Origin of the sequence: Thermosphaera sp. (assembly GCA_038827615.1) — an archaeon.
GTDB lineage: Archaea > Thermoproteota > Thermoprotei_A > Sulfolobales > Desulfurococcaceae > Thermosphaera.
In genome coordinates, this window is record JAWBNK010000002.1 from 16,135 (window position 1) to 38,838 (window position 22,704).

The 22,704-nt window shown below is 55.1% G+C and carries 17 protein-coding genes; 12 read left to right on the plus strand and 5 right to left on the minus strand.

The features are described 5' to 3' along the window. Nucleotides 1-116 precede the first annotated feature (116 nt). The gene (locus QXH45_06385) at nucleotides 117-1,457 is read left to right on the plus strand and encodes a glycerate kinase (GenBank protein MEM2078871.1); all 1,341 of its coding nucleotides are present in this window, start codon (nucleotides 117-119) and stop codon (nucleotides 1,455-1,457) included. Between the two features lie 39 nt (nucleotides 1,458-1,496). Here the strand turns inward: QXH45_06385 and QXH45_06390 are convergent, their stop codons facing one another. Continuing rightward, the gene (locus tag QXH45_06390) at nucleotides 1,497-2,429 is read right to left on the minus strand and encodes a DNA double-strand break repair nuclease NurA (protein ID MEM2078872.1); all 933 of its coding nucleotides are present in this window, start codon (nucleotides 2,427-2,429) and stop codon (nucleotides 1,497-1,499) included. Nucleotides 2,430-2,607: 178 nt separating this feature from the next. Next, a complete protein-coding gene (locus QXH45_06395; protein ID MEM2078873.1) occupies nucleotides 2,608-4,098 on the minus strand; it encodes an ATP-binding protein in 1,491 nt (496 codons plus the stop codon). 275 nt (nucleotides 4,099-4,373) lie between these two features. Here QXH45_06395 and QXH45_06400 point away from each other — a divergent pair, with 275 nt between their 5' ends. From QXH45_06400 to QXH45_06410, 3 genes are read left to right on the plus strand one after another with little or no spacing between them, the layout of a single operon-like run. Continuing rightward, nucleotides 4,374-4,661, plus strand: a complete 288-nt coding sequence (locus QXH45_06400) for a hypothetical protein (GenBank protein MEM2078874.1) — start codon at nucleotides 4,374-4,376, stop codon at nucleotides 4,659-4,661. A gap of 18 nt (nucleotides 4,662-4,679) precedes the next feature. Next, nucleotides 4,680-5,021: an isochorismatase family cysteine hydrolase gene (locus QXH45_06405; protein MEM2078875.1), complete on the plus strand. Its 342-nt coding sequence runs from the start codon at nucleotides 4,680-4,682 to the stop codon at nucleotides 5,019-5,021. 5 nt (nucleotides 5,022-5,026) lie between these two features. Next, on the plus strand, nucleotides 5,027-6,376 hold the full coding sequence (locus QXH45_06410; GenBank protein ID MEM2078876.1) for an APC family permease: 1,350 nt from the start codon (nucleotides 5,027-5,029) through the stop codon (nucleotides 6,374-6,376). Between the two features lie 113 nt (nucleotides 6,377-6,489). Here QXH45_06410 and QXH45_06415 read toward each other — a convergent pair whose 3' ends face one another. Beyond that, nucleotides 6,490-6,831, minus strand: coding sequence for a hypothetical protein (locus tag QXH45_06415; protein ID MEM2078877.1), 342 nt, complete (start codon nucleotides 6,829-6,831; stop codon nucleotides 6,490-6,492). A gap of 216 nt (nucleotides 6,832-7,047) precedes the next feature. Between QXH45_06415 and QXH45_06420 the strand changes: the two genes are divergently transcribed. The 5 genes from QXH45_06420 to QXH45_06440 all read left to right on the plus strand — a co-directional run bounded on the left by QXH45_06420 (nucleotide 7,048) and on the right by QXH45_06440 (nucleotide 18,672). Continuing rightward, on the plus strand, nucleotides 7,048-8,064 hold the full coding sequence (locus QXH45_06420; GenBank protein MEM2078878.1) for a hypothetical protein: 1,017 nt from the start codon (nucleotides 7,048-7,050) through the stop codon (nucleotides 8,062-8,064). Nucleotides 8,065-8,329: 265 nt separating this feature from the next. After that, a complete protein-coding gene (locus QXH45_06425; protein MEM2078879.1) occupies nucleotides 8,330-11,359 on the plus strand; it encodes a DUF1156 domain-containing protein in 3,030 nt (1,009 codons plus the stop codon). Continuing rightward, nucleotides 11,346-15,098, plus strand: coding sequence for a DUF499 domain-containing protein (locus tag QXH45_06430; protein ID MEM2078880.1), 3,753 nt, complete (start codon nucleotides 11,346-11,348; stop codon nucleotides 15,096-15,098). The genes QXH45_06425 and QXH45_06430 overlap by 14 nt, the downstream gene beginning before the upstream one ends. 2 nt (nucleotides 15,099-15,100) lie before the next feature. Next, a complete protein-coding gene (locus QXH45_06435; protein MEM2078881.1) occupies nucleotides 15,101-15,541 on the plus strand; it encodes a hypothetical protein in 441 nt (146 codons plus the stop codon). Further along, nucleotides 15,535-18,672, plus strand: a complete 3,138-nt coding sequence (locus QXH45_06440) for an SNF2-related protein (GenBank protein ID MEM2078882.1) — start codon at nucleotides 15,535-15,537, stop codon at nucleotides 18,670-18,672. Before QXH45_06435 ends, QXH45_06440 begins: the two co-directional genes overlap by 7 nt. Before the next feature lie 117 nt (nucleotides 18,673-18,789). Here the strand turns inward: QXH45_06440 and QXH45_06445 are convergent, their stop codons facing one another. Beyond that, nucleotides 18,790-19,623 carry a radical SAM protein gene (locus QXH45_06445; protein ID MEM2078883.1) on the minus strand — a complete coding sequence of 278 codons (834 nt, stop codon included), beginning with the start codon at nucleotides 19,621-19,623 and terminating at the stop codon, nucleotides 18,790-18,792. Further along, on the minus strand, nucleotides 19,620-20,567 hold the full coding sequence (locus tag QXH45_06450) for a radical SAM protein (protein MEM2078884.1): 948 nt from the start codon (nucleotides 20,565-20,567) through the stop codon (nucleotides 19,620-19,622). Before QXH45_06450 ends, QXH45_06445 begins: the two co-directional genes overlap by 4 nt. Nucleotides 20,568-20,638: 71 nt before the next feature. Between QXH45_06450 and QXH45_06455 the strand changes: the two genes are divergently transcribed. The 3 genes from QXH45_06455 to QXH45_06465 are packed head-to-tail and all read left to right on the plus strand — an operon-like array spanning nucleotide 20,639 to nucleotide 22,617. Further along, nucleotides 20,639-21,394: a biotin/lipoate A/B protein ligase family protein gene (locus tag QXH45_06455; GenBank protein ID MEM2078885.1), complete on the plus strand. Its 756-nt coding sequence runs from the start codon at nucleotides 20,639-20,641 to the stop codon at nucleotides 21,392-21,394. A 5-nt stretch (nucleotides 21,395-21,399) separates the two neighbouring features. Beyond that, nucleotides 21,400-21,681, plus strand: coding sequence for a hypothetical protein (locus QXH45_06460; GenBank protein ID MEM2078886.1), 282 nt, complete (start codon nucleotides 21,400-21,402; stop codon nucleotides 21,679-21,681). Between the two features lie 6 nt (nucleotides 21,682-21,687). Continuing rightward, nucleotides 21,688-22,617: a ferritin family protein gene (locus QXH45_06465; GenBank protein ID MEM2078887.1), complete on the plus strand. Its 930-nt coding sequence runs from the start codon at nucleotides 21,688-21,690 to the stop codon at nucleotides 22,615-22,617. The last annotated feature ends 87 nt before the right edge of the window (nucleotides 22,618-22,704 follow it).

The window sequence follows — 22,704 nt, forward strand, 5'->3', positions numbered from 1 at the left end:
AGCCACCTATTAACATGTCTAGTTAAAGCGGTTCAAGCATATAAGCATTGTCAATCTTTATAGAGGTTTAGCATGATTATGTCAACAGGAGCCCGGCCGAGCTTGGAGGTTGTTGAATGATAAAGAATAAAGACGTGCTCGCAAGGGATCATAGGCATGAACGCTTGATCCAGCTCGTCGAGTACGCCCTCCAGGTAGCAGACCCTTACAACGCAGTAGCATCCAGCATGGAGTTGAAGGGGAGAACGCTCATAGTCAAGGACAGCAGGATTGAGCTGGGGAGGCGGGTCCACGTAGTAGGCTTCGGCAAGGCATCCGTGAGGATGGCTGAGGCCGTTTACAGCGTGCTGGGGGAGTTGTTATCCGGGGGCGTGGTGATACATCCCGGCGAGCCGGGGCGGGTTGGCCCTGTTGAAGTGTTGAAGGGAGACCACCCGTCTCCCGGGCAAAACACCCTGAAATCATCGGTGAAGCTACTGGATTACTTGAAGACGGTCAGCGAAGAAGACACCCTGATCGTCCTGATATCTGGGGGAGGGTCAGCCCTCTTCGAGGTCCCGGAGGAGGGCGTCTCGCTCGAGGACTTATCAGCCGTGTCGAGGGAGCTGATGAAGAAGGGTGCTACTATTCACGAGCTCAACACTGTTAGGAAGAGGCTCTCAATGGTGAAGGGAGGTAAGCTGTTGAAGCATGTTAAAGCCTCTAGGATCGTGTCCCTGATCGTGAGCGATGTAGTGGGGGATGACCTCAGCATCATAGCTTCAGGCCCCACGGCGCCGGACCCCACGAGCTTCGAGGACGCCTACAGGGTTCTAGCTAGGAAGGCCTTGCTGGAAGCAGTCCCAGCGAGCGTCAGAGAGCTGTTCGAGAAGGGGTTGAAAGGGCTGGTCGAGGACACTTTGAAGCCCGACCACCCCGCTTTCAAGAGGGTTGAAAACCACCTCGTCCTGAGCAACCAGATAGTGTTGCAGAAGCTTCAGGAAGCCCTCGAGAACATGGGGTATAGGACCCTGCTCCTGACCTCGATGCTGGAGGGAGAGGCAAGGGAGGTTGGGAGAGTTTTAGCATCTATTATCAAGAACATAAGGGTTTACGATAAGCCTGTTGAGAAGCCCGCCGCCCTCCTCGCGGGAGGCGAGACGGTGGTAACCGTTAGGGGCAAGGGGATCGGCGGGAGGAACCAGGAGCTGTGCCTATCCCTCGCGATATCGTTGAGGGGCGTGCCGGGCGCGGCCGCCGCATGCTTCGCCACGGACGGGGTGGACGGGGTGAGCCCAGCCACGGGCGCAGTGGTTGACGGGGGGACTGTTGATGAAGCGCTGAGGGAGGGGCTGGATCCATGGGAGAGCCTTGACAATAACGACAGCTACGGATTCTTCGCCAGGATCAACAGGGCCATAGTGACCGGGTACACTGGAACCAACGTTAACGACGTATTCCTAGCGCTGATCGAGTAGCGGTCCAGGAGTCCCCCGCGCTGCGGGCTGAACAAGGCGTCAAGCCGGCTTCTGAGGGTTCACGAGCTTCATGAGGATCTCAGCCAGCTCCGCATCCCTCGCCGAGAGCTTCGACTTAACCAGGTCGTATACAAGCTGCCTGACGGCCGGGGTGATCGATGCCATCTGGTCCACGTAGTCGAGCGGTATTGGGAAGCCCGTGCTGCCCGTTGAGCCCATTAAGGCTTCAACCACCTCGGAAATCCTCCAGCCCCGGGGCTCGTAGACCTCCGCCTTCACCGCCAGGGATCTCGGGGATCGGGGCTTGTAGAAGACTATTTTAACCCTCTCAGCCACTCTCACCTTATACCTGTTGACTATGCTTTCAAGCCACTGGATCCTGCTTCTAAGCAGCGACGCCTCCTCACCCTCCTCGTCCTCAAGCTTTTCGAAAACGCTCTTCAAACCCCTCAGGATCGACACGTAGTCTCCTGCGACATGGTACTCGCCTTCCTCAAGGATCATCGTCATGAGGACCCTGTCGCTCAAGCCTACCCCCCGCAGCCCGTGAAGAGCCGCGAGATCCCTCGAGTAGCTGCGCTTCAACACGCCTACCAGCGGGGTGTTGGTATCCCAGGCCGTCTCAAAAGCCCTAACCGTCAGCGAGGCTACTTCGTCTACAACCCTGGACTCCTCGGGGCTGAGGTACGAGTACTCCTCGAGGCCGCCCCTGTAGAGGAGGCCGCCGTCTATCAAGGCTACGTCGAAGCCCGCCGCGCCCCTCCTCCTGGCTTCGAGAGCGTGGAGGAGGGCCATCCTCTCATACAGCCTTGCCTTGACGCTTGTTAAATCCCTGTTCGGATGATACTCCACGTAAGCCCTCAGCCTGTGAGACCCGGTGCAAGAACCCCCTGAGACCAGCTCCGCCACCTGTATGACTCCGAGGTAGCCCCCGGCGATCTCTATCGGCGGAGCCGTGAAGCTCGAGTCCACTGCGTAGAAGCAGCAGGGCCTCCCGAGCCCAGCCCTCCCCACCAGCCCGCTCGCCCTCAGGCCCTCGGAGAGCCCGCGTACAGCCTTCAGCTTAACCACGTGAGCATATATCTCCTCCACGACCCGGTCTATGTCCCTGCTCAACAGCTCTGGCGCGACTCCCGGCTCGCGCTCCCCGCTACCCTCCAACCTGCTTCACCTGGAGTAGCACGGGGTACTTCAGCGGGTTGCCGAGCCCGGCGAAGAAGAACTCCTTCTGACCCAGGATGGCGAGGTTCTCGTAGCCTATGCCGCCCAGGTCTAGGACGCCCTGCAGGTTCTGGAGGTCGCCGGGGGTTTGGAGCCTGCTGAAGAAGAACGTGTTGATGTTGTTCCTGGTATCGGGCGAGAAGTCGATTATCCTCTGGCTTACGAGGACCAGCCCGATGCCCCACTTCCTCCCCTCCCTAGCAGACCTTTCTATCAAATCGCTGCTGGGGCTGCACGCGTTGTAGCATGCGTAGTTGTGTGCTTCATCGATGACTACGAGGGTGTTCACGGGCTCTCTCCTCTCGTCCACCATGTCCCACAGCTTCTTCAGCACTGATGAGACGGTGAACCGCTTCTCCTCCTGCTCAATCCTGCTCAGGTCGACGACGATCAGCCTCTGCTCCCAAGCCTGCTTCATCAGTTCCTTGAAGCCGAGCCTCCTCTCGTTCAAGGCCTCGACATACTTCCTGCAGTAGAGCTTGAGCTTAGCCTCGTACTTCATCCTAGCTCTCTCAACATCCCTCTCCCGGAGCCTGGTTATGATGTCTGAAACAGCCCTGGCCACTCCCTCCACACTCCACTTCACGTTCTTCAAGACGTCCTCCAGGTCTCCAACCCGGTCAACCTCCCTCAACAACTCCTTCACTACGTCGAAGTGGTCGCCCAGCCCCCTGGGCTGTTGCTGCGGGGCTGCGTAGCGGCTGTTCAGCAGAACGTGCGCCAAGACGCCGAGGTATATGAACTCGTCGTCCTCTCCGAGCCCTGAGAGCCTGCCGATGTAGGAGCTTATTACCTCCGCGTCGAGCAGCAGGCTCGACCCATCCACAACCCTCTCCCTGGAGAATGGGGCGTAGTCGAGCCCCGAGTGGTCGAAGACTATGATCCTCCAGTCCGTCTTAGCCAGCACCTCGTTGATCAAGGCTAGGACGAGCCTGGACTTCCCCGTGCCGGTAGCCCCTACGACCCCGATGTGGTAGTTGAGAGCCCTCGGGTCCATTGGGATTTCAAGCCCGCTGTACTTGTGCCTCCCCACGACCAATCCATCGCCAAGCCTCAGGGACACGTCCCCCGGGTCTTCAACAAGCTCGACAATGCTCCTCGGGGTGGGCGGTCTCGAAGCAGGCTGGACAGCCCCGTTAACCACTTCCCCCAGGATCCTGACGTAGGAGTTCTCGAAGACCACTTCAACCCCCATCCTAGCGAGCTCCGGGTTGTCGATGATGCTCGACCTCTGAGAGTGTATGAGCAACGGGTCGTTCATCCTCAGGTTCCTCAAAACCCCCAAGTACTCGGCGCCCCTAGAGGAATCCTTGATGACTACCAGGGACTCCTCCCTAGCATCAGCCTCACTGGCCTTGAAGACTTGAATAGGAGCATACAGCACGGTGGAACCGCTTGAGACAACACCAATAGGCTTCAAGGGAATAACCCATTAACATACTCTGCAACACTCGGATTTAACTTTACAGGTTTAACGCGGATTCAGCGTGGTCACACCTGATCATTACGCCAGTCCACGAGGATTCGAGCGTGACCCTTCACAATTCAACACGCGACGCTCGGCCTCAACGTGAAAAAGTTATATTATCCATTTTTATACAAGCGCCTCGATACCCCTCCACGGTGGGGTAAACGGGTAAATCCTTCTCGCCTACCCAGGTACCAACGTTTCGAAGATTCCAAAACCCCTATTACGTGTACTATCCTGAGGGAGACTTCTGGGAGAAGATGAAGCCTGCTCCCGAATCCACAGCATTATTGATAATCGATATCCAGAAACACTACGTTAACATAGCGGTCGAGTTGAGGGACAAATTCAACAATCCATACTTGTACGAGAGGCTGACTAAGACCGTCATCCCCAATGCTAAGAGACTGTTGGACTTCTTCAGGGAGAAGTCGTTGGCAGTAACGTTTGCAACCATAGGGAACCAGAGAGCCGACGGCAGGGACAGGTCTCCGACCCAGGCTAGGCCGGGCTGAAACTACACTCTGCTGAAGATCGGCACAACCCCGCAGGAGCTTGTGGACGAGTTGAAGCCGAAGGAGGATGAAGTAGTAGTTTATAAGACAACTGATAGCGCGTTGAACGGTACATCCCTCGGGCACATCCTCCGGTGGATGAAGATCGAGCACGTCGTGGTCGCGGGAATATTCACCGACCAGTGCGTGGCGAGCAGCGTGAGAGACCTATCCGACTGGGGCTTCACAGTCTACATCGTCGAAGACGCTACGGGCGCGATATCCCAAGAGATTCATGAGATGGAGCTGAGGATATTGAACCAGATCTACGGCAAAGTCGTATCCACTGACGAGGTAATAAGGGACTTGTCCGAGAGGTAACGGCCATGGTTGAGTCCAAGGAGAGGCTTAGGAGAGAACTGGGAATCTTCGAGATGATATCTCTCACCGCTGGAGCCGTGATAGGGGGATGGCTTGCCGAAGCTCCATACTGGTTCAGCCTGACGGGTGCGGGTAATGGTCTGCTGTTCATCCCGATAGCGATTCTACTACTGCCGGTGGGCTTGGCGATAGCTGAGCTGACGGCGTTATACCCCTACGCCGCCGGCCCCTTGGCGTTCACTTACAAAGCATTAGGAGGGTCTGCAGCCTTCTGGACCCACTGGATGTTCTTCCTGGTTCAAGTAATAGAGCCTCCGCTGATGGTTTTCATATGGGCATCGATCATAAAATACTTCTACGGGATAGAGGATTTTAACACTGTGAAAATGCTCACGATCATACTGCTCGTCATCTGGTTGATACTTAGCATGTATAGGATAGGGTTTGTTGGAAAGCTGGCGAACATAGTCTTCGTGACGATGATCGCCACGGCCATCATAGTAGGGCTGGCATTCTACTTCAGCGGACACTGGTCAATGGACAACATAACAAGGGCGGGAGGCTGGTTCCCGAACGGCGTCTCCGGGGCAATGCTGGCCATGGCGGTCTTGGTTTTAAAGTTCATAGGGTTCGAGTTCGCGCCAGTGTTCGCGGAGGAGGTGAAGTTCCCGAGGAGGGAGTTCTGGAAGCCTGTTGCACTCTCGCTAATAATACCCGCGCTACTCTACACTTTCGCATCGATAGCAATGGCTGGAATGGCTCCTTGGGACAGCATCGCTGGGATGGACCTGCCTGAGCCAAGGATCGTTGAAATGTACAGCCTACCCGCGATTCTAATATACATTGCAATAGTGGCGGGGTTCCTGCACGCATTCTCGACAATGGCTGGGTTCTGGCTCTCCTCAGCGAGAGCCCTCTACGGCTTCGCCCAACTGGGCTTCCTGCCCAAGGACTTGTTGAAAACCAACAAGTACGGGCAACCATGGATAGCCAATTTAATAGTCTTCGGACTCTCACTACTGCTGGTCGCGTTCACACCAGTGGAGTGGGTAGCATACGTCTACGCGATCTCGTGCGTAGCGGCTGGAATACTCTACATGGTGGTAATGGTAGACTGGTGGATACTTAGGAGGAGGAATAAGGATAAGCCCAGGGATTACGTGGCGCCAGGCGGCGTCTTATCCCTGGCGATCGGATTCCTAATGTCCCTGTGGATAGCCGTAGGATCCTCCCTTACAATGCCAGTGAGCGGCTGGTACGCCTTCATAATATTCATGATCATTGGAGTAATCGTCTGGCTACTGGGCTTGAAACGACAGAAGGAGGGGAAATGGAAGCCTGAAATCCAAATATAGTTTTTTCCCATAATCCCACCATACCAAACATTCAATCCATTGCTTCAACACACTCCAATACTCGAAAAGTGAAACCCTACTCAATACTCCTCGCTTTCCCAGCCGAATACTGCCTAAAACACATTATTCCAGAGCTTGATGAATAGGAAAATCAATCCTACTGAAAAGATAAGGATCTCTAGTGGATCAGGCATAGCTTTTACAATATACATTTCTGCTAACAAGTAGCCCGCTAGATACCCTATGGGCCAGTATTTCATTCTTTCAACGATTTCGATAGAGGATATAACACTCAGTATTAGATATATGATAACGCCGATCTTACCAAGCAAGATCCTAAATAATGCTCCAAGAACTAGCGAGAATAGCAGAGACTCAATTAATTCCTTAACTGCTCGCACAACTCCGTTGACAATGGATTTCATTCTTTCCTCTTCCATAGATCTATCATACATGCTTTAAACCAAGCCGCTTCTGAAGCAATATGGTAAAGTTTGAATTCCCATTTGAGAATAGAATTTGTCAGTCACAATTTGACGTGATTTACATCTCACCAATCTAAGTTCGACTTAGATGCATCGTGCTCGATATTTTTAGTCGTTGAACATGATGTAGAGTCATACGAGACTGATTATAAGCGGAGATGCTCATTCTCTTAAATGTGTTGAAGCTTGGACTCGGAAAGTTTCTTCCCGGCAGGCGCTTCACTGGTTTTACTGGGTATCGGGGGAGTGGCTTTTCTCGCTGTTAACACGGGGTGGTACTACTCGTTTCTCCTCACCCCCTACTGCCTCGTGTCCCTCGACTGCTGGCTTGAGCTCTTTGCCTCCTTCTTCGCTTACAAGTCAATACTGCTCCTGATCGTCGACTCGTTTTTCCTGTACCTGGCTTCGAGGATTGCCTCAGGCTTCTTCAAGACCAGGGTCTTGCTCGCCACTCTGCTGGCCGGCTCAGCCTTGTTCCTCCTCTACGAATCCCTCTGGATGCTTCAAGCAGGCAGGGTTAAGACGGTTGTCACGGGGATGGGGGGAGGTGTTGCAGCCCTGTGGGGTCTCGCGGCATCCTCTGGGCGCCCCGGGTTCTCAGGGTTTGTTAAAATCCTCGGGAGTGTTAGACGCGTTAACGTTTCATGCTTATGGCTCGCGATAGTTTACGCGGGCTTGCATGCTCTACTGGGCATCCAGGAGCAGGGCTTAATGGTTTCCACAGTTATCCTGGCGGTGGCATTGTCGTTCGCAACAGGGTATGCAATAGGGGTTCGCAAGGGGAAGGCTTGGACGGGGATTCCTAAAACAGTATATACTGTAATCGTGGTCGTCCTGGTCTCAACCCTAGCCTACTTGTCAATCTCCGCTGCCGCGATAGGAGTGAGCCAATATGAGAATACACAACTAGTCTACACGAGCTACCAGTGCCAGCTCTGCTACACCGTGTTGATGGGCGGGTTCGAGGGATGCGATTCTTTCAAGACAAGGCAAACTTTGATCCTATACCCTGTGGAGAACGTAACGCTCAACCCTGAGAAAGAGCTTGCAACGGGGAGAATAGGGCTGGAGTGCACGCTGCTAGTGGAGAAAACCAGGGTTTTCAACGAGAGCTATCCCTTCGCGCTGACGGTCTTCACAGCCCTAGTGATACTATTTCACGCGGACACGCTATTGAAGAAGGGGCGAGAGATAAGAGAGTGAGTTATTCAGAGCTCATCGTATACGGGGAGTCGGCTCTGCTCTCGAAGCCCGGTGGTGAACTCCCTTTCTAATTCAAATAATCCGTGTCAGACATCTACGGCATGCCCGTGAAGCAGGGCAAATTAATACGCGTTTCCACGGGACTCGCAATCAAAAACGAGTCCGTTCATCAACACTTGGTACTAATTCGCAAAATGATTTTAACCTGCACGAATAATATAACTTGTCAGCTTACCGCAACGTATTGATGGATGTGAATCAGCGTATGAATTCTGCGGATTCCTTCTTAGAGAGCAACGGCTTCCCGGTTGAAGAAGTAAACATTGCGAGCGCCAAGGAGAAGGGGCCCGGCCGCCCCCCGTTCTGGGAGATGGTTTTCTGGTGGACCAGGAAGCCCCTCGCCTCAGCCAGGGCCGTCATACTGGCAAGCCTCCTCGGCGAGGGCTTCGACCCCAAGCGATTCCTCAGGATAGCATACCCCTCCTACGAGGGGAGGGGGAGGTTTTCGAAAACCCCGCACTACCTTAACCCCAGCATACACCTGCTCGACAAGAACGTGCAGGAAAGGATAAGAAGCGCCAGCCTCCTCGACCCCTTCTCGGGCTTCGGCTCGATCCCCCTAGAAGCCATCAGGATCGGGGTCGGGAGGGTTGTGGCATCCGAGCTCCTTCCGTCCGCCGTGGTTTTCCTAAGAGCAGTCCTCGAATACCCTAAATGGGCGTCCGATGAAGGACTGGGAGACCAGCTGGTCAAGGATGTGGAGGAGTGGGGCAAGCGGGTCGTAGAGGGGTTGAGGAACGACCCCGATTTAAAAGAACTCTACGATGGAGAAACAGCCGTCTACATCGGGTCCTGGGAGGTTAAATGCCCCTACTGCGGCAGGTACACCCCCTTGATAGGGAACTGGTGGCTGGCAAGGGTCAAGGGCGAGAAAGGCTTCAAAGCACTAGCCTGGATGACGAGCGAGAAGGGAAGCGATGGAGTCGAGATAAGAGTGGTCGACCTGACCGGGAGCGAGGACCTCTCCAAGGCAGAGCCGATAACTCGTGGAAACAAGACAGTAGGAGTCCGCGTGAACGGGAGAGAATACAGAGTAGGGGACCCAGCCCTCAACGGGGAGCCGAACATAAACGCTAGAAACCAGGACGCCGCATGCCTCCACTGCCACGCAAGGCTCAAGGGAAACAATAAGAAATGGATCATGAAAGAATCCCTGAAAACCTGGAATCAAAACCTCGAGAAATACCTGAAGGGGGAAGCAACCCTCGATGAATTAAAGAACTCGCCGGCGAGGCCGAGAATACTCGTAAAAGTCAAGGCAGAAGCCGCCGGTAAAAACCTAGCATTCGAGCCCGCAACACAGCAGGACAGCGAAAAGCTCTGGAGAGCGCTGGAAAAGCTCAAGCAGATGTGGGGAGACCCAGACATACCAACAGAGCCAATACCAGAGTATGAAGGAAGAAGCATATGGGTTATAGCCTACGGCTTCAACAAGTGGTTCAAGCTCTTCAACCCGCGCCAACTCCTAACCCTGGTGAAACTAGTCAAGCTGGTACGCGAAGCCGGTAGGAGGGTGGAGGAGGAGAAGCTGAAGCAGGGCTGGGACAAGCAGAAAGCACACAAATACGCAGAAGCAATAACAACATACCTAGCAATAGCGCTATGCAAACATGCTGATTACAACTCCATGGAGTCTGGATGGCAGTTATCCTATTTAATTGCGGCACATACTCTAGCCATGAGAGGTATAGCCATGGTCTGGAACTGGGGTGAATACTGCCCATTCTCCAACTACTCAGGAACTTTCGAAACCATGTTAACGAGAAGTATTGTTGAAGCCATTGACTACCTCATCAGCGCCGTCTCGGGTAGTCCTAGTCGTGTCGAGGTTGTGCTGGATGATGCCACGGTTCTCGGCAGGCTCGGGGATGAGAGGTTCGACTTGATCGTTACGGACCCGCCTTACAGGGACGATGTTGCCTATGCTGAGCTAAGCGACTTCTACTACGTTTGGCTCAAGAGGGCTTTGAGCGATAGCAACGGGGCTGTGCTCGCGCCGAGGTTCCACGGGGACTTGTTCTTCAGCAACGAGGTCGAGGTTCCCACGCAGTGGCAGTGGTTTGCGAGCAGGGAGGTCTCGCTCAGCCAGGGCAGGTGCCAGCACTTCGGACAGGCCTCCTCGCCCGAGGACTGCGAGAGGGTCTTCAGGCACTTGCTCACGGCGAGCTTCAGGTCGATGACCTCTAAGTTGAAAGATAACGGGTTGATCGTGACTTACTTCGCGCAGAGCTCCCCGGACGCGTGGGCATCCCTCATCGACGCCGGGCTCGACAACGGGGTCTACCCCAGCGACGCCTTCCCCGTTTTAACCGAGAGCGAGGAGAGCGTTGTAGCCCGGGGGAAGGCGGCGATATCCGCCAGCATCGTCGTCTCGTGGAGGAGGGCTGAGGGCGGGGAACCCCTTGACTTATCGGCCAAGTATGATGAGCTGGTCGAGGCGGCTTCCCAGGGATTGAGGAGGATTGAAGAAGCTTTAGCCAAGGCTGGAAACGGGGTCGCCACCGAGATCCACGGGGTCACAGTCTACGTCATGAGCTACGCGTACGTCCTCAGCCTCCTCACGAGGCGTGGGAGGCCGGTTAGAAACGGCAGGCCATTAGCCACCGAGGAGATAGTGAAGCTCGCGGCCGAAATACTCTCACAGGCCTACGCCAGGGCCACGGGCGCGAAGTTAACGAGCAGCGACTCGATATTCTACTTCTTGGTGAAGAAGGTTTTCCCAAAGAGCCCCCAGGGGAGGAGGCTGGCGTCGAGCAGCGACTTGATACTGCTGAGCTACGGGCTGAGAGGAGAATCCTCAACCCTGAAGGCGCTCGACGACTTCACTAGGAGGATGGTAATCAAGGCGTACGGCAGGGAGGATGAGACAGAGGTGGCAAGCAGGAAAACCTACATCCTGATAGAGCCCGTGAAAGCCAACGACGAGCTCGAGCTCTCCGAGGTGTTAAGGCAACACGGCGTCGACGCCGACAATCCCTCGAGCTTCAAAAGCCCAGTGCACGTTGTCCACGCCCTAATGCTCTACTCTCTCAAACCCAAGGACGTGTTCGCAAAATACTATGAGAAGCTCTACACCGCCAACCCCGGGCTCGTGGCCGAGGCAGTGGAGCTCGCCAAGGCGCTGGCAACCCTAGAGGGGGACCCCGAGGCCGAGCTAGCTAGAAGGATCTTAGAATATGTGGGTTCGAACATTCCTAGGCCTAGGAGAGAGGTGACCCTGCGTGACTACTTCTAACATCAAGCCTTTCACAAGCGTTTTAAAGCCTCACAGAGAGGTTTTAGAAGGCAACATTGTCGAGAACCTGAGGCTATCCGACATATACCTATACAATGAGCTACGGGACAGGGTCGAAGAGGCTAGGAGCCTCCAGGATAACCCATTGCTCAACCACGTGGAGTTCTTGAAGAGAACTTATGTAAGCAACTCAATGAAAAGAGTGATTTTGAAAGTAATGGGCGGGTTGGCCGGCGCGTCGAGCCTTTATGTAGGCGAGGAGGGTAAGCGGTTTAACATTGGATCGAGAGTGCTGATCATACCAAGCTACTTGGGCGGGGGTAAGACCCACCTTCTTGCAACCCTCTACTACATTGCTAAACTATACAATGAGAGGGGTGTTGGAGTTGCCAAATTCGTCGGGAACGATGAGGAGTTACAGCGCGGGCTGAAGCACGCTATCGATGGTTTAGGAGGGGCTAAAATACACGTTGTCGCAATCGTAGGGGATACCAAGGCGCTAGCGCCTAGCCCGAAGGAGCCTGTAATCATTGACGGCGTCAAGATCTACACTCCATGGGGCCTCCTGGGCTTCCTTCTAGGAGAATATGAGAGTGTTAGAGAAGCAGACGAGCTACACTATACGCCGCGCGTGGACGTATTAAGGAAGATCTTGAGGGGAAAGAGAGTCCTAATCCTAGTGGATGAAGCAGTAGAGTACGTGACTCACGCCGTGAGGATCGACTCGGAGCACAGCGGGTACAGCCGCAACTTCTTATCGTTCTTGAGAGACCTAGCTGAAGCCGTTAACGATACGCCGGGCACGGTACTAGTAGTGACGCTTCCAGCCGAGTATAGAGAAGGCTTTATCGCAAAGGGCTACCAGCACCCTGAATACGTGTACAACATCGACCAGATGTTGAGGAGAGTTGGTCCAGAGTATATTCCCCCGTTAGAGTTTAAGAAGGATATCGCCGAGGTTTTCAAGAAAAGGCTTTTCGAAAATGCGTACAGCAGGGAGTCTGCCGAGCAAGCCTTCCACATCTCCAACGCCTTTAAAGAAAAAGTGTCAAAGGACACCGGGTTCGAACAATCCGTTAAAGCCAAGTACGGGAGTCCGGATGAGCTTCAGAAGAAGGTTGAAGAAACGTATCCCTTCCACCCGTATTTCATAGAGATCATAGTGAACATAGCGGCGAGGAACCCCGAGCTTGGCTTGACGAGGAATCTGCTGGCCTATACTGCCAGGCTTCTGAGGCACTTGTACTCCCTGAGAAACCAGAGGGGCAGAGACCCTCTGGTCTCACTGATAACTCCATGGCTCATACCACTCGATGTTCAAGAGTTTAGAACAGAGCTTACACACGGATTGATGGCTCAGTTAGAGGCTGATTTAAACAGGATATATGAGCAGGACGTTAAGAGGTATTCCGAGCTAGTGGAGCAGTACATATGGACTACTGAAGCCCAGTTGAGCCGTGAAAAACTGTTGAACCTGGTTAAGGGGGCACTAGCGCGAACGATATGGATAGCCACCATACCAGGGGGAGGCGGAAAGGGCTCGGACGTCTTGAAATACTACCCGGTTAAAAACCACTACCCAGTCATAGTATACGATCCTCTCGCAATGCGTGATGCTCCCTCAGCCGACGTCGCAAACTCTATAGACGAGTTGATGAACTCTTCAACCTACTTGACAATTTATGACGGCAGAGTATTCTACGCTGCCATGCCCGATCTAGCAGCCATCGTTAGACAGAGGTATCTTGATGCAACGGATTTCGATGCTTTGAGGAGGCTAGAGAACTTCGTCAACCAGCAATCATTCAAGCCGGGGAGAAAGATCAGGAGGGTCTTCCCGATAAACACGGATAGAGTGCGGGACATCGAAGAGAGCGTTGAAACAGAGGTTTCGAGAACCAGTGACCCAGTGTTGTTCATATACCTGGGGCTCGCTGATCCCCCGGAGGAGCTTGTGGACATCGTGCTTAAGAGGAATAATGTGGTTCTCCTTCTCCCGGAGTATTCAGCCGATCCATCTAGTCTAGGATTATTCTACACTGAGAAGTATAGGAGGATAATCGGCCCTGAGCCTTCGAACACCAGAGATTACATTAAAAACCTGTTGAAGCTCCTCAAGGTAGTCTCCGAGATGAGGAGTGAGAAAGAATACTTGGAGAGAGTGGTTGGCAGGGAGTACTTGGATCACGTGTTGAATACTCTTCGAACAATGCAGGATGAGCTCGAGAAGCAGTTGGCCACGTCTCTATTCACTGTCCTCAAGAAAGTGGTCGCAGGGTCGCGGAAGAGCGTTTTCAACGTTGATCTCCGCCCCGTGGGAGAGGAGGGCGTTGACCTATCCAGCCTCGTCAGGCTTCTCGAAGGGGTTTTGGAGAGAAGGGGGGTTCCGCTCTCGTGGACTTGGAGCAGCATTTATGATCAGCTCAAGGATTGGGAGGCACTGTGGGATGTTGACTACTCTTTGAAGAAGCCGATCAGAATGGTGGATATGTGGAGCCAGCTTCTCTACTCCTCCAAGGTGAAGCCTCACTTAACCAGTTTCGCCGATTTCAAGGAAGCGTTGAAAGATGCTTACAGCAACAACCTCTTGGCCTTCAAGTATGGTTCAACCATACTGTGGCTTAAACACCCGTATACTAGTGAGCAAGCCAGCGAGTTGCTCAAGACTAAGCTTGCCGGAGGAGGATTGCTTCACGACTGGGAGAGAGACGTGGAGCTCGAGCTGGAGAGGATGAGGGTTGAACTAGTTGACCTCGAGGCGGTTTCGCCAAGGATGGTCGTGAGAGAATATGTTGAGCAGTTGAGGAGGAAGGCGGAGGTTAGGCCGGGCGAGAGGGTTGTGAGAAGACTCACCGTCTACACTCCCGAGGGCCCGAGGGACTTCAACGAGTTCATAGCCGGGTTTAGAAGCGAATCCGACCTCGTCGACGCGTTATCGAGGAACCCGGTGGTGCTTGAGGAGGAGACTCCTCCGCACGTGTTCACTCCAAGGATCCTGAGGGTTGGCGGGCAAGTCTTCCAGGATAAGCCCGTGGAGCTGGTCGCTGACGATGAGGTGAGAGTAAGGGTTGAAGGCGTTGTCGAATCCGATGAGAAGGCGCTGCCAGCTAGAGTGGTATTGGAGGCGAAAAGCCTTGACGGCAGAGTAGTCGGCGAGGATGTGAAGAACGTGAAGACCGGGGAGTCATTCGCTGCTGAAGTGGCCCTGAGAGGCGCCGGAGAATACATGGTCTTGGTCAGAGCAGAGGACCCGAAAGGTAGCTATAGGTCTCCCCCGGTCCACGTCGCTGCTGTGAGGGTTAGGGGCGTTGTGTGTGTGGAGAGGCTTGAGGACCCTGTCAAGATGAGGGAGCGTGTTGAAACAGCTTACCCCGCGGGCGAGATCAGCATTGTCGAGCTGAACATCAAGGGGTCTTTGAAGAAGGGCGTTGTACCCGTCCTCGCGGAGCTCTTGAGCGAGGCATCCAAGCACGGCGTCGTAGCGTCGGGCGAGGTGAAGGTTGGAGCCGGGAGCGAGGAGTTCCACGTGGTGTTCAAGAACGCCGGCGCTAGGAAGCTGTCCCAAGTGATCGCGTCCCTAGGGGTTGAGGGAGACGTTGTCGACGTCGACATTAAGCTGACGGGGCTGACGGTTTCAGCGCTTAAGTCCTCCGCCGCTATTAGGAGTAAGCTGGCAGACCCCTTCACCCCATTAGTATCGATAAGCCGGTTCAAGATTAGGGAGTGCAGGAGGGTTTAGCGTTGGCGAGCGGAAAGGATAAGCCTGTTCTGAAGCTCGTGATCGCCCCTGTGCCTGCGGCCCGCCCATACTACTTGGCGACGGTTTACGAGGAGGGACGCGTGATCGCTAGGTTGAAGAGGATCTCGAGCCCCGAGCACATCACCCGCTGGCTCATATACAACCAGAGCCTCGTGAGGCACGGGTACGTCAGGCTCGAGAAGAGCGGGAAGGGCGTCGTAAGGGTTTCTTTCAACAGGCTCGTTGACAGGCATTTCAAGCTCTTCCTCTTCCACGCTTACAGTGTTTCCAACATTAAGTCGCTTGCCAAGGCGGACTGCCTGGCGAAATGCTGGTCTAGCATAGACTCGGTGAGCCCCCTGATAGACGTTCTCTGGGAGCTCTCGAGAATCACTGATCAGAAACGATTCACACGCATGCTTAGAGGGTACTGCTCGTGCTAGATGAGCCATCGCTTTTTCTCAAACACCTCCTCGGGAGACTCCTAGAGCCAATGTACAAGTACAATCCTTTCTTCAACGTCTTCTATAATCCATTGGCGAGTCCGCCGGGTCCCGAGATCCCTAGGAAGCCCTACTACAACTACCTCCACCAGGTTCAGCTCGTCCTCGACGCTGTCCCGAGGAGAAGGGTGAGAGTGATAGTTGGCGATGAAGTGGGCCTCGGCAAAACCATTGAAGCACTGCGCGTGGCGAAATACCTTCTCGCCACGGGCGAGGCGAAGAAGATCCTAGTGCTGGCTCCGAGGACTCTTATAAAGCAGTGGATGCACCACGAGATCAAGGACCTCTTATACTCCCCCGGGAGGATTAAGCGTTTAACGAGGAAAAACGTCGACGAGGTCGAGAGAGAGCTCGAGAGGGTTGCCGAAGCAGGCGACCCGTTCATCCTTCTAGCTTCAATAGACTTGGTTAAGAAGAGCGGTCTAGACGAGCACGCGTGGGGCCGGTTCCAGCCATATTACGAGATAGTCTCCAGTATAAACTGGGATCTTGTGATAGTTGACGAAGCACACCAGTTGAACTTCGCGGGCGCGAGGGATACTGTGAGGACTAGCAGGCTCAGCCCGCTGTGCGAGAGGGCGCGTCACCTCCTACTACTCTCCGCTACTCCTTCAAGAGGTTCACACAAGGACATGTTGAAGAGGATTTCACTCCTAATCCCCGAGCACAAGGAGAAGTTGAAGAAGCTGGTAAGCGATGAGGAGGCTAGGAGGAGCTTCTACGAGAACGCGTCGAACTACCTCGTTTACCGTAGGATGAAGGAGCATGTAAATCATCTAGAGGGTAGGAAGGAGTTCACCGATCTCGAGTCCTTCATGGCTATCGTTAAGCTGGGCGAGCACCGGGGGGTTTACGAGGAGCTTGGGGAGGTATTGTCCAGCATCCTTCAACGCCTCGACACGAGAGCGTACGGGTTGGTCAAAGTCCTCGTTTTAAAGCGCGCTCTCTCAAGCCCATACTCCTTCCTTAAGACTTTTTCCAAAGTAGTGAGCAATCGCAGCGTTGGACGACCCTTGTCCAAGCTGCCGTCTGAGAGGGCCTTGGAGAAGAGGATAGATGAAGTCGTCGAGGAGGTTTTATCAGGGCTCGCCGACTCCCTCCCTGAGGACGTGGTTGAGAAGGCGCAGAGGCTTTCGCTAGTGTTTCAAGAACTCTATGAGAAGGGCGACCCAGGCTTCAACGCTCTCGCCCTTCTCCTATACCAGGTTTTAATGGACCACAAGGATCTCCCAGACGTCTTGAAGGGAGATTACATTGTTTTCAGCGAGTACTATGACACTGTATGCTACTTGTATAGTAAGCTCGTTGAATTCTTCAAGTCGAAAGGATTCACGGATGCGCATGCCGAGAAGGATAGAGCAATATATGAGGCCTTGAGAAGGGTCTCGGAGAAAGAAGCCCGCGGAGAGTTCAGAAGGAATTATGCTGAAATCCTCAGCTCCGCAACCATCCTATTGGAGCGGGAGGGCAGGCGCATACTTTTGATCAAGCTGTCCTCGGCGAACCAGGAGATAGTGCACTTGATCCCCGACCTAGTCGAGTCGATAGATGATGTCGTCGGCTCGAAGGGGCGCGTGCTCAAGGTGTTAGTAAGCACTGATGTTGCCTCCGAAGGCCTGAACCTAGAGCAGTTCAACATAGTTGTCAACTACGACGTCCCGTGGAGCCCTGTGAGAAGGGAGCAAAGGATCGGAAGGGTTTACAGGCTCAGGCAGAGGAGGAATTGCGCAGTACTAGACTTCGTAAGGGATGTTGGACCGGACTACGAGTTCTACACTAAGCTAGTCCTCAAGATCTTAAACATGTTCGAGCAGAAGATACCTCCTCGGAGCATTGGGGGAGTCCTCGAGCTACGTGTTACAGACGCTAAACCCGGTGAAAAGGTTCTAATGATATCGGAGAAGAGCATTGGACTCATATTATCACAGTACTATGAATCCTACTACAAGGAGCCCCGTCTAAGCCTAGACGATGCTTACAGGAAGCTCTTGGAAATGGTCTCAGAGGTTAAGGAGATGTGGGAGGGGTTGGCTCCGCGGTACGATGAAATAGAGTATGTTAAAAGCTATGTTGAAGACTTCACGGGTTGCCCAGACAGGAGTTGCTTCGAGAGAGCAGTTGAAAAGACCTATAGGAAGCTTCTCGGAGGAGCCGGGGGAGATCTGCCATGGATGATCCTGAGGCTTTTCGAAGAACTCGTTAGTAGCGGAGAGGCAGGCTTCTCCAGCGACTACGTTTTAATCATCAACGACCCGGGCATCGAGGAAGGTTACGTTGGAGTTGTCGAATTTGTCGGCGAGGGAGTAGTCAAGTACGCGACCCCTCTGCTAGCGTTGAAGAGGAATGGCGGGTGGAGTCTCATCCACGGATTGAAAGCTATTGAATGGATCGTCGACCATGCCGCCGAGGGGAGAGCCATGGTTTTCAAAGCCGAGAAGCCGTTGAGCGAAAGAGAAATCGACGAGTTCAGGAAGCAGGCTGAATTGCTCGCCAACAGGTTCAACCTGAGGATCGGGGAAAGGCTTGAGAGGAAGAGGAGAAACCTTGCCGACGCATCTGGTGTGGTTCTTCAAGACCTGGCCAGGCTTAAACCGAGAATACAGGACCCCGTCGTTAGGGTCTTCGGCGCCCAGTCCATACGTGATTACGAGAAGTACAGGGCTTCGCTCCCCCTTGAGAAGAGGCAGTGGATGGAGGAGGCGAGCACCCGTCTCGTGGAGAAAATGTTCGCTGAAAAAGGGTGCAGGGTGCTCGAGAGATACGTGTCTAAGCCAAACCCGTTCGACCTCTTGGTCGAGTGCCCCGGTAGCGGGGGGTTCGCCAGGTACAAGGTGGAGGTTAAGAGCCACTTGGACAAGGTGCTCGTGGCGGAGCTGACGCCGGAGGAGACCAGGGAGGCTGAGTCCAGCCCCGGGGAGTACATCGTCTGCAACGTAGCGGGCCTGGGCAGCGGGGACGAGTCGGAGTGGATTACTATATGCGAGTTTTACGAGAAGCTCCCGAGGGTTAAGAAGAAGAGGGAGGAGGAGTACGCGCTCCTTTTCTTCGGCCCAGGCCAGGGTGATAGGTGACGAGTACGCCTGGGCATTGCGGACCCGCCTGCAGGCATTTCCTCGAAGCATCGGGTCTAGGACACGCCTGCGCCAGCATGTTTCCCCGGCTCTCAGCTGAGACTTCTTCTCGCTCCGCTACGGGATCTTGAACTCGCCGAGCCTGCTGTCGGGGACGCTGCAGCAGGCGTCGTACCTCTCCACGCTCGAGGCCTTGCCGATTGCCCCGGGGTGTGGATTAGCTATCCGGTCGACGAGGCGTTTTTCAACGAGTATCTCGTCGAGCCTCTTCTTAATGCTCCAGGGCCTCATGCACCCCATGTATAGCTCCCCCGGGTAGGTGCTCCTCGCGTACTCTATGTTTTCAACCACCTCGTCCAAGGGCACGCTTCCCCCGGGCTCTGGAGGTATGTAGACCAGCAGCACCGCGCGGTTGATGTTGTTCTCCGCGAGGGTTTGGAGAGACTCCGCAACCTCATCCCTCGTGATCCAGGGGTGCCAGATGTACACGTGGGGGGCGACGTCGAGCCCTGCCTCCCTCATGGCGGTCAGTGCTTCAACGTATTTTTCACGGGGAACGCTCAGCCCCCTAACCCTCCTCGTGAACTCGTCGTTCAAGACGAGCTCGAAATCCACTAGGTCGACCACGGCGGCCAAGTCGCTGAGCAACCTCTTATCATTGATTAAGCCTAGGTGGGCGCTGATGAACGGGTTGAACCTCTCCTTAACGACTCTCAACCCCTTCAAGTACGGCTCTATCGGGAGGGTCCCGTCCTCCCGGAACCCGCCGCTCACGAGGAGCCCTCTCACCCCTTGACTCCATAATTCCTCTACAACCCCTACGATGGTCTCCGGGGTGACCGGCGTCATGCCCCGCAGATACCTTCCGCCGCAGTGCGAGCACTTCAGCGCGCACCACGCGCCGGTCAACGATACCGCGCGGTACTTTCTAACCGGCGTGAAAGCCTTCAATCCAACACACCTATCCCGGCGAGCTCGCGCCTCAGCTTCTCCGAGTAAGCCTCGAGCGCTCTATCGGAGGGGATGTTGTAGAGCGCGCCCCTTGGGCTCTCATTATAGAACGGCCTATTGCAGCCGGGGCAACCGGAGGTCTTGAACGCGTCCCGGAGGTCCCAGGGGATTTTCTTCTTCAACCTGAGCCCCTCGAGGTCTAAGTACTCCAGGGGGTCGTGGCCCAGCTCTAAGAGGTGTCTTGCTATCTGGATCAACCTGTACCTGCCCACCTCGACTCTCGACCCGCCGCGCTGGTCAACGAGGTTGAACAGTGCTATCCTCCCCCCGGCCCTGTACACATGCCTCATGATGCCCACGATATCGCTGAGCTCCTCGCCGAGCCCCGCGATGACGTGGACGTAAACGCTTCCTTTCCCGAAGACTTCGACCGCTTTCTCGATAAACCTCAGGTACGTGCCCCAGCTGTAGGGCTTACCCCACTTGTCGAAGAGCTCCCTGGTGGAGGCATCCAGCCCTATCCCGAGGGCGTCGACGCCGAGGGCCTTAGCCTCCTTTAAAACGCTGATCGGAACCGGCGTTATAGCCAGCGAGACGGGGGTGTCCGGGTCCCTGCTCCTGAACCGCCTGATTATCTCCAGCGCCTCCTCGTGGAACATCGGCTTTACAACCGTCTGCAGGCAGAGCCTCTTGAAGACCCTCCTCCAATGGTCGAGGAGGACTCCCAGCTCGACAGCAGGCCATGTGACCCTCCCGAGCCTGATCCCTCCGTGGGCGCTGTGGAGCCTGCGCGACTGCATGCAGAAGGCGCAGCCCGCCCTGCAACCCTCCGGAGAGTGCTGGAGGAGGTAGGCGGTGGCGGGGAGCTCTTCTATTCTGAACTCCCCGGTGAGGCCAAGCAGGGCCAGCGTGCCCGCTGATGCTCTAACCTGTATGCCGCTCATCCCATCACTCGCAAGCTTTCATACTTTAGGAATAAAACTCCGGGTCTTATTATATTCTTAGCGGTGTCTGCTTGAGCCTGAGGACCATCCTAGACCTCGAGGGGCGCGACGCTTACTGGCAGATGGCTATAGACGAGGCCTTGCTGAACCTGAGGCTGTCCGGCGCCATCCCCGACACGCTGAGGATATACAGGTTCAAGCCGAGCGCCGTAACCATTGGCTACTTCCAGGCGGTTCGCGACTCGGTGAACCTCGACTACTTGAACGCCCAGGGCATCCACTACACTAGGAGGATTACGGGCGGGGGCGCAGTGTACCACGACTCGGAGGGCGAGCTTACCTACAGCGTCGTGATGAAGATAACGGGCGACCTGAGGGACGTAATGGAGAGCTATAGGATCCTCTGCAGCGGGCTGGTGAGAGCCCTCAGGTACTTGGGCGTGGAGGCCGAGTTCGCGCCGATAAACGACATCGTCGTGAAAGGGCGGAAGATATCGGGGAGCGCTCAGACGCGGAGGAAGGACACCCTGCTACAGCATGGAACGCTGATGTACGCGACCAACGTGGACGTCCTCGAGAAGGCGCTGATCGTTCCCAGCAGCAAGCTGGAGGCTAAGGGGGTTCGAAGCATCAGGGATAGAGTTATAACCCTGAGGGAGGCGATCGGAGAGGTGGATGTGAGCGAGCTGGCCGCCGCCCTGGTCAAGGGTTTCTCGGAGGCCCTGGGGAGGCAGGCTTACGTGAGCGGCTACGGCGAGCAGGAGCTTGAAGCGGCCTCCAAGCTGCGGGAGAAGTACTTGGATCCAAAGTGGATATTCCGGAGGTAGGCTCGATGCCGGAGTACAAGGAGGTTGTGAGGTACGGTAAGACGGTCTCGATAGAGCTCCGCGTGGAAGACTGCCGAGTGGTATTCTTCAGGTTGACGGGCGACTTCTTCATCAACCCTGAAGAAGCCCTCGACGAGGTCGAAGGCGGGGTCATCGGCTGCGGCTCAGCCGAGTGCATAAGGAGCGTTCTCAGCAGGCTGAGGGAATATGTCGTGCTCGGGATCGATCTCGACGACCTGGAGCGGAGGATAGTGGAAACGTACAATAAGCTCTGCACGGATAGATAGGCAGTAATGGCTTCGCCCGCTCACAACCCCTGCAACCCGTTGAACGAGGGAGGCGTGATGACCCGTGCGAGCCCGCTGGTCGAGGCGTGCGTGGACGAGTATGAATCCCACCTCATCTACCAGGCCCTGAGCAGAGCCCCCCTGATAGGAGGGAAGACCAGGAGCGTTCTAGCCAGGGCATCCGCCGAGGAGCACAGCCACTACTTGTTCTGGAGAAGCATTGTCGGCGAGTGCAGAAGCCGTCTCAGCGGGGTGAAGACCCTGGTCTACCTGGTTCTGCTCCTCGCATTCGGCTTGACGGTCGTGATGAAGATCATCGAGTCGAAGGAGAAGGATGCCTCATCCCTCTACAGGAGGATCTCCGAGGAGCGGCCCGACCTCAGGGACATGGTTGCCGAAATGATCGAGCAGGAGGAGAGGCACGAGGAGGAGTTCATCCAGAGCATCGGGGAGAACAGGGTGAAGTACATTGGCTCCATAACCCTCGGCTTATCCGACGCGCTGATAGAGCTCACGGGCGTGTACACGGGAGCGCTAGGAGTGCTCAACGACACGCTGACGGCGGGTTTAATGGGCGGGTTAGCGGGGTTGACAGCGTCGATATCGATGGGCGTCGCATCCTTTAACCAGGCTAGGCAGGAGGGCAGGCTGAATCCTCTCGCATCAGCACTGTACACGCTCGTAGCCTACCTAGCCGTCACTATCGCCCTCGCCGCTCCATACTTCATCCTAAAGGACATATCAATGGCTTTCTCAACCATGCTACTGGTCTCGATAAGCATCACCGCATACCTCTCCGTTTACACCGCAGTCCTACACGGCAAGAGCTTCGCCAAGGAGTTCGCTTTAACGCTCACCCTAGTGCTCGGAATAGCGTTCCTCCTTTACTTCCTCGGAAGCCTTGCCAGATCGCTTTTCGGCATCGACCTATATTAGGCCGCGGGCTGGGTGGCTGGTCCCCACTGCTTTATTACCCTTGAAATCCCTCACATAAAGTAGCTGGCCCCCCGGGTCCGCGCGGAT

Excerpts from the sequence above, each read along its gene's own strand:
- QXH45_06385 (MEM2078871.1), top strand. The coding sequence starts at position 117 with ATGATAAAGAATAAAGACGTGCTCGCAAGGGATCATAGGCATGAACGC.
- QXH45_06410 (MEM2078876.1), top strand. The coding sequence starts at position 5,027 with ATGGTTGAGTCCAAGGAGAGGCTTAGGAGAGAACTGGGAATCTTCGAG.
- QXH45_06415 (MEM2078877.1), bottom strand. The coding sequence starts at position 6,831 with ATGTATGATAGATCTATGGAAGAGGAAAGAATGAAATCCATTGTCAAC.
- QXH45_06425 (MEM2078879.1), top strand. The coding sequence starts at position 8,330 with ATGAATTCTGCGGATTCCTTCTTAGAGAGCAACGGCTTCCCGGTTGAA.
- QXH45_06450 (MEM2078884.1), bottom strand. The coding sequence starts at position 20,567 with ATGAGCGGCATACAGGTTAGAGCATCAGCGGGCACGCTGGCCCTGCTT.
- QXH45_06460 (MEM2078886.1), top strand. The coding sequence starts at position 21,400 with ATGCCGGAGTACAAGGAGGTTGTGAGGTACGGTAAGACGGTCTCGATA.
- QXH45_06465 (MEM2078887.1), top strand. The coding sequence starts at position 21,688 with ATGGCTTCGCCCGCTCACAACCCCTGCAACCCGTTGAACGAGGGAGGC.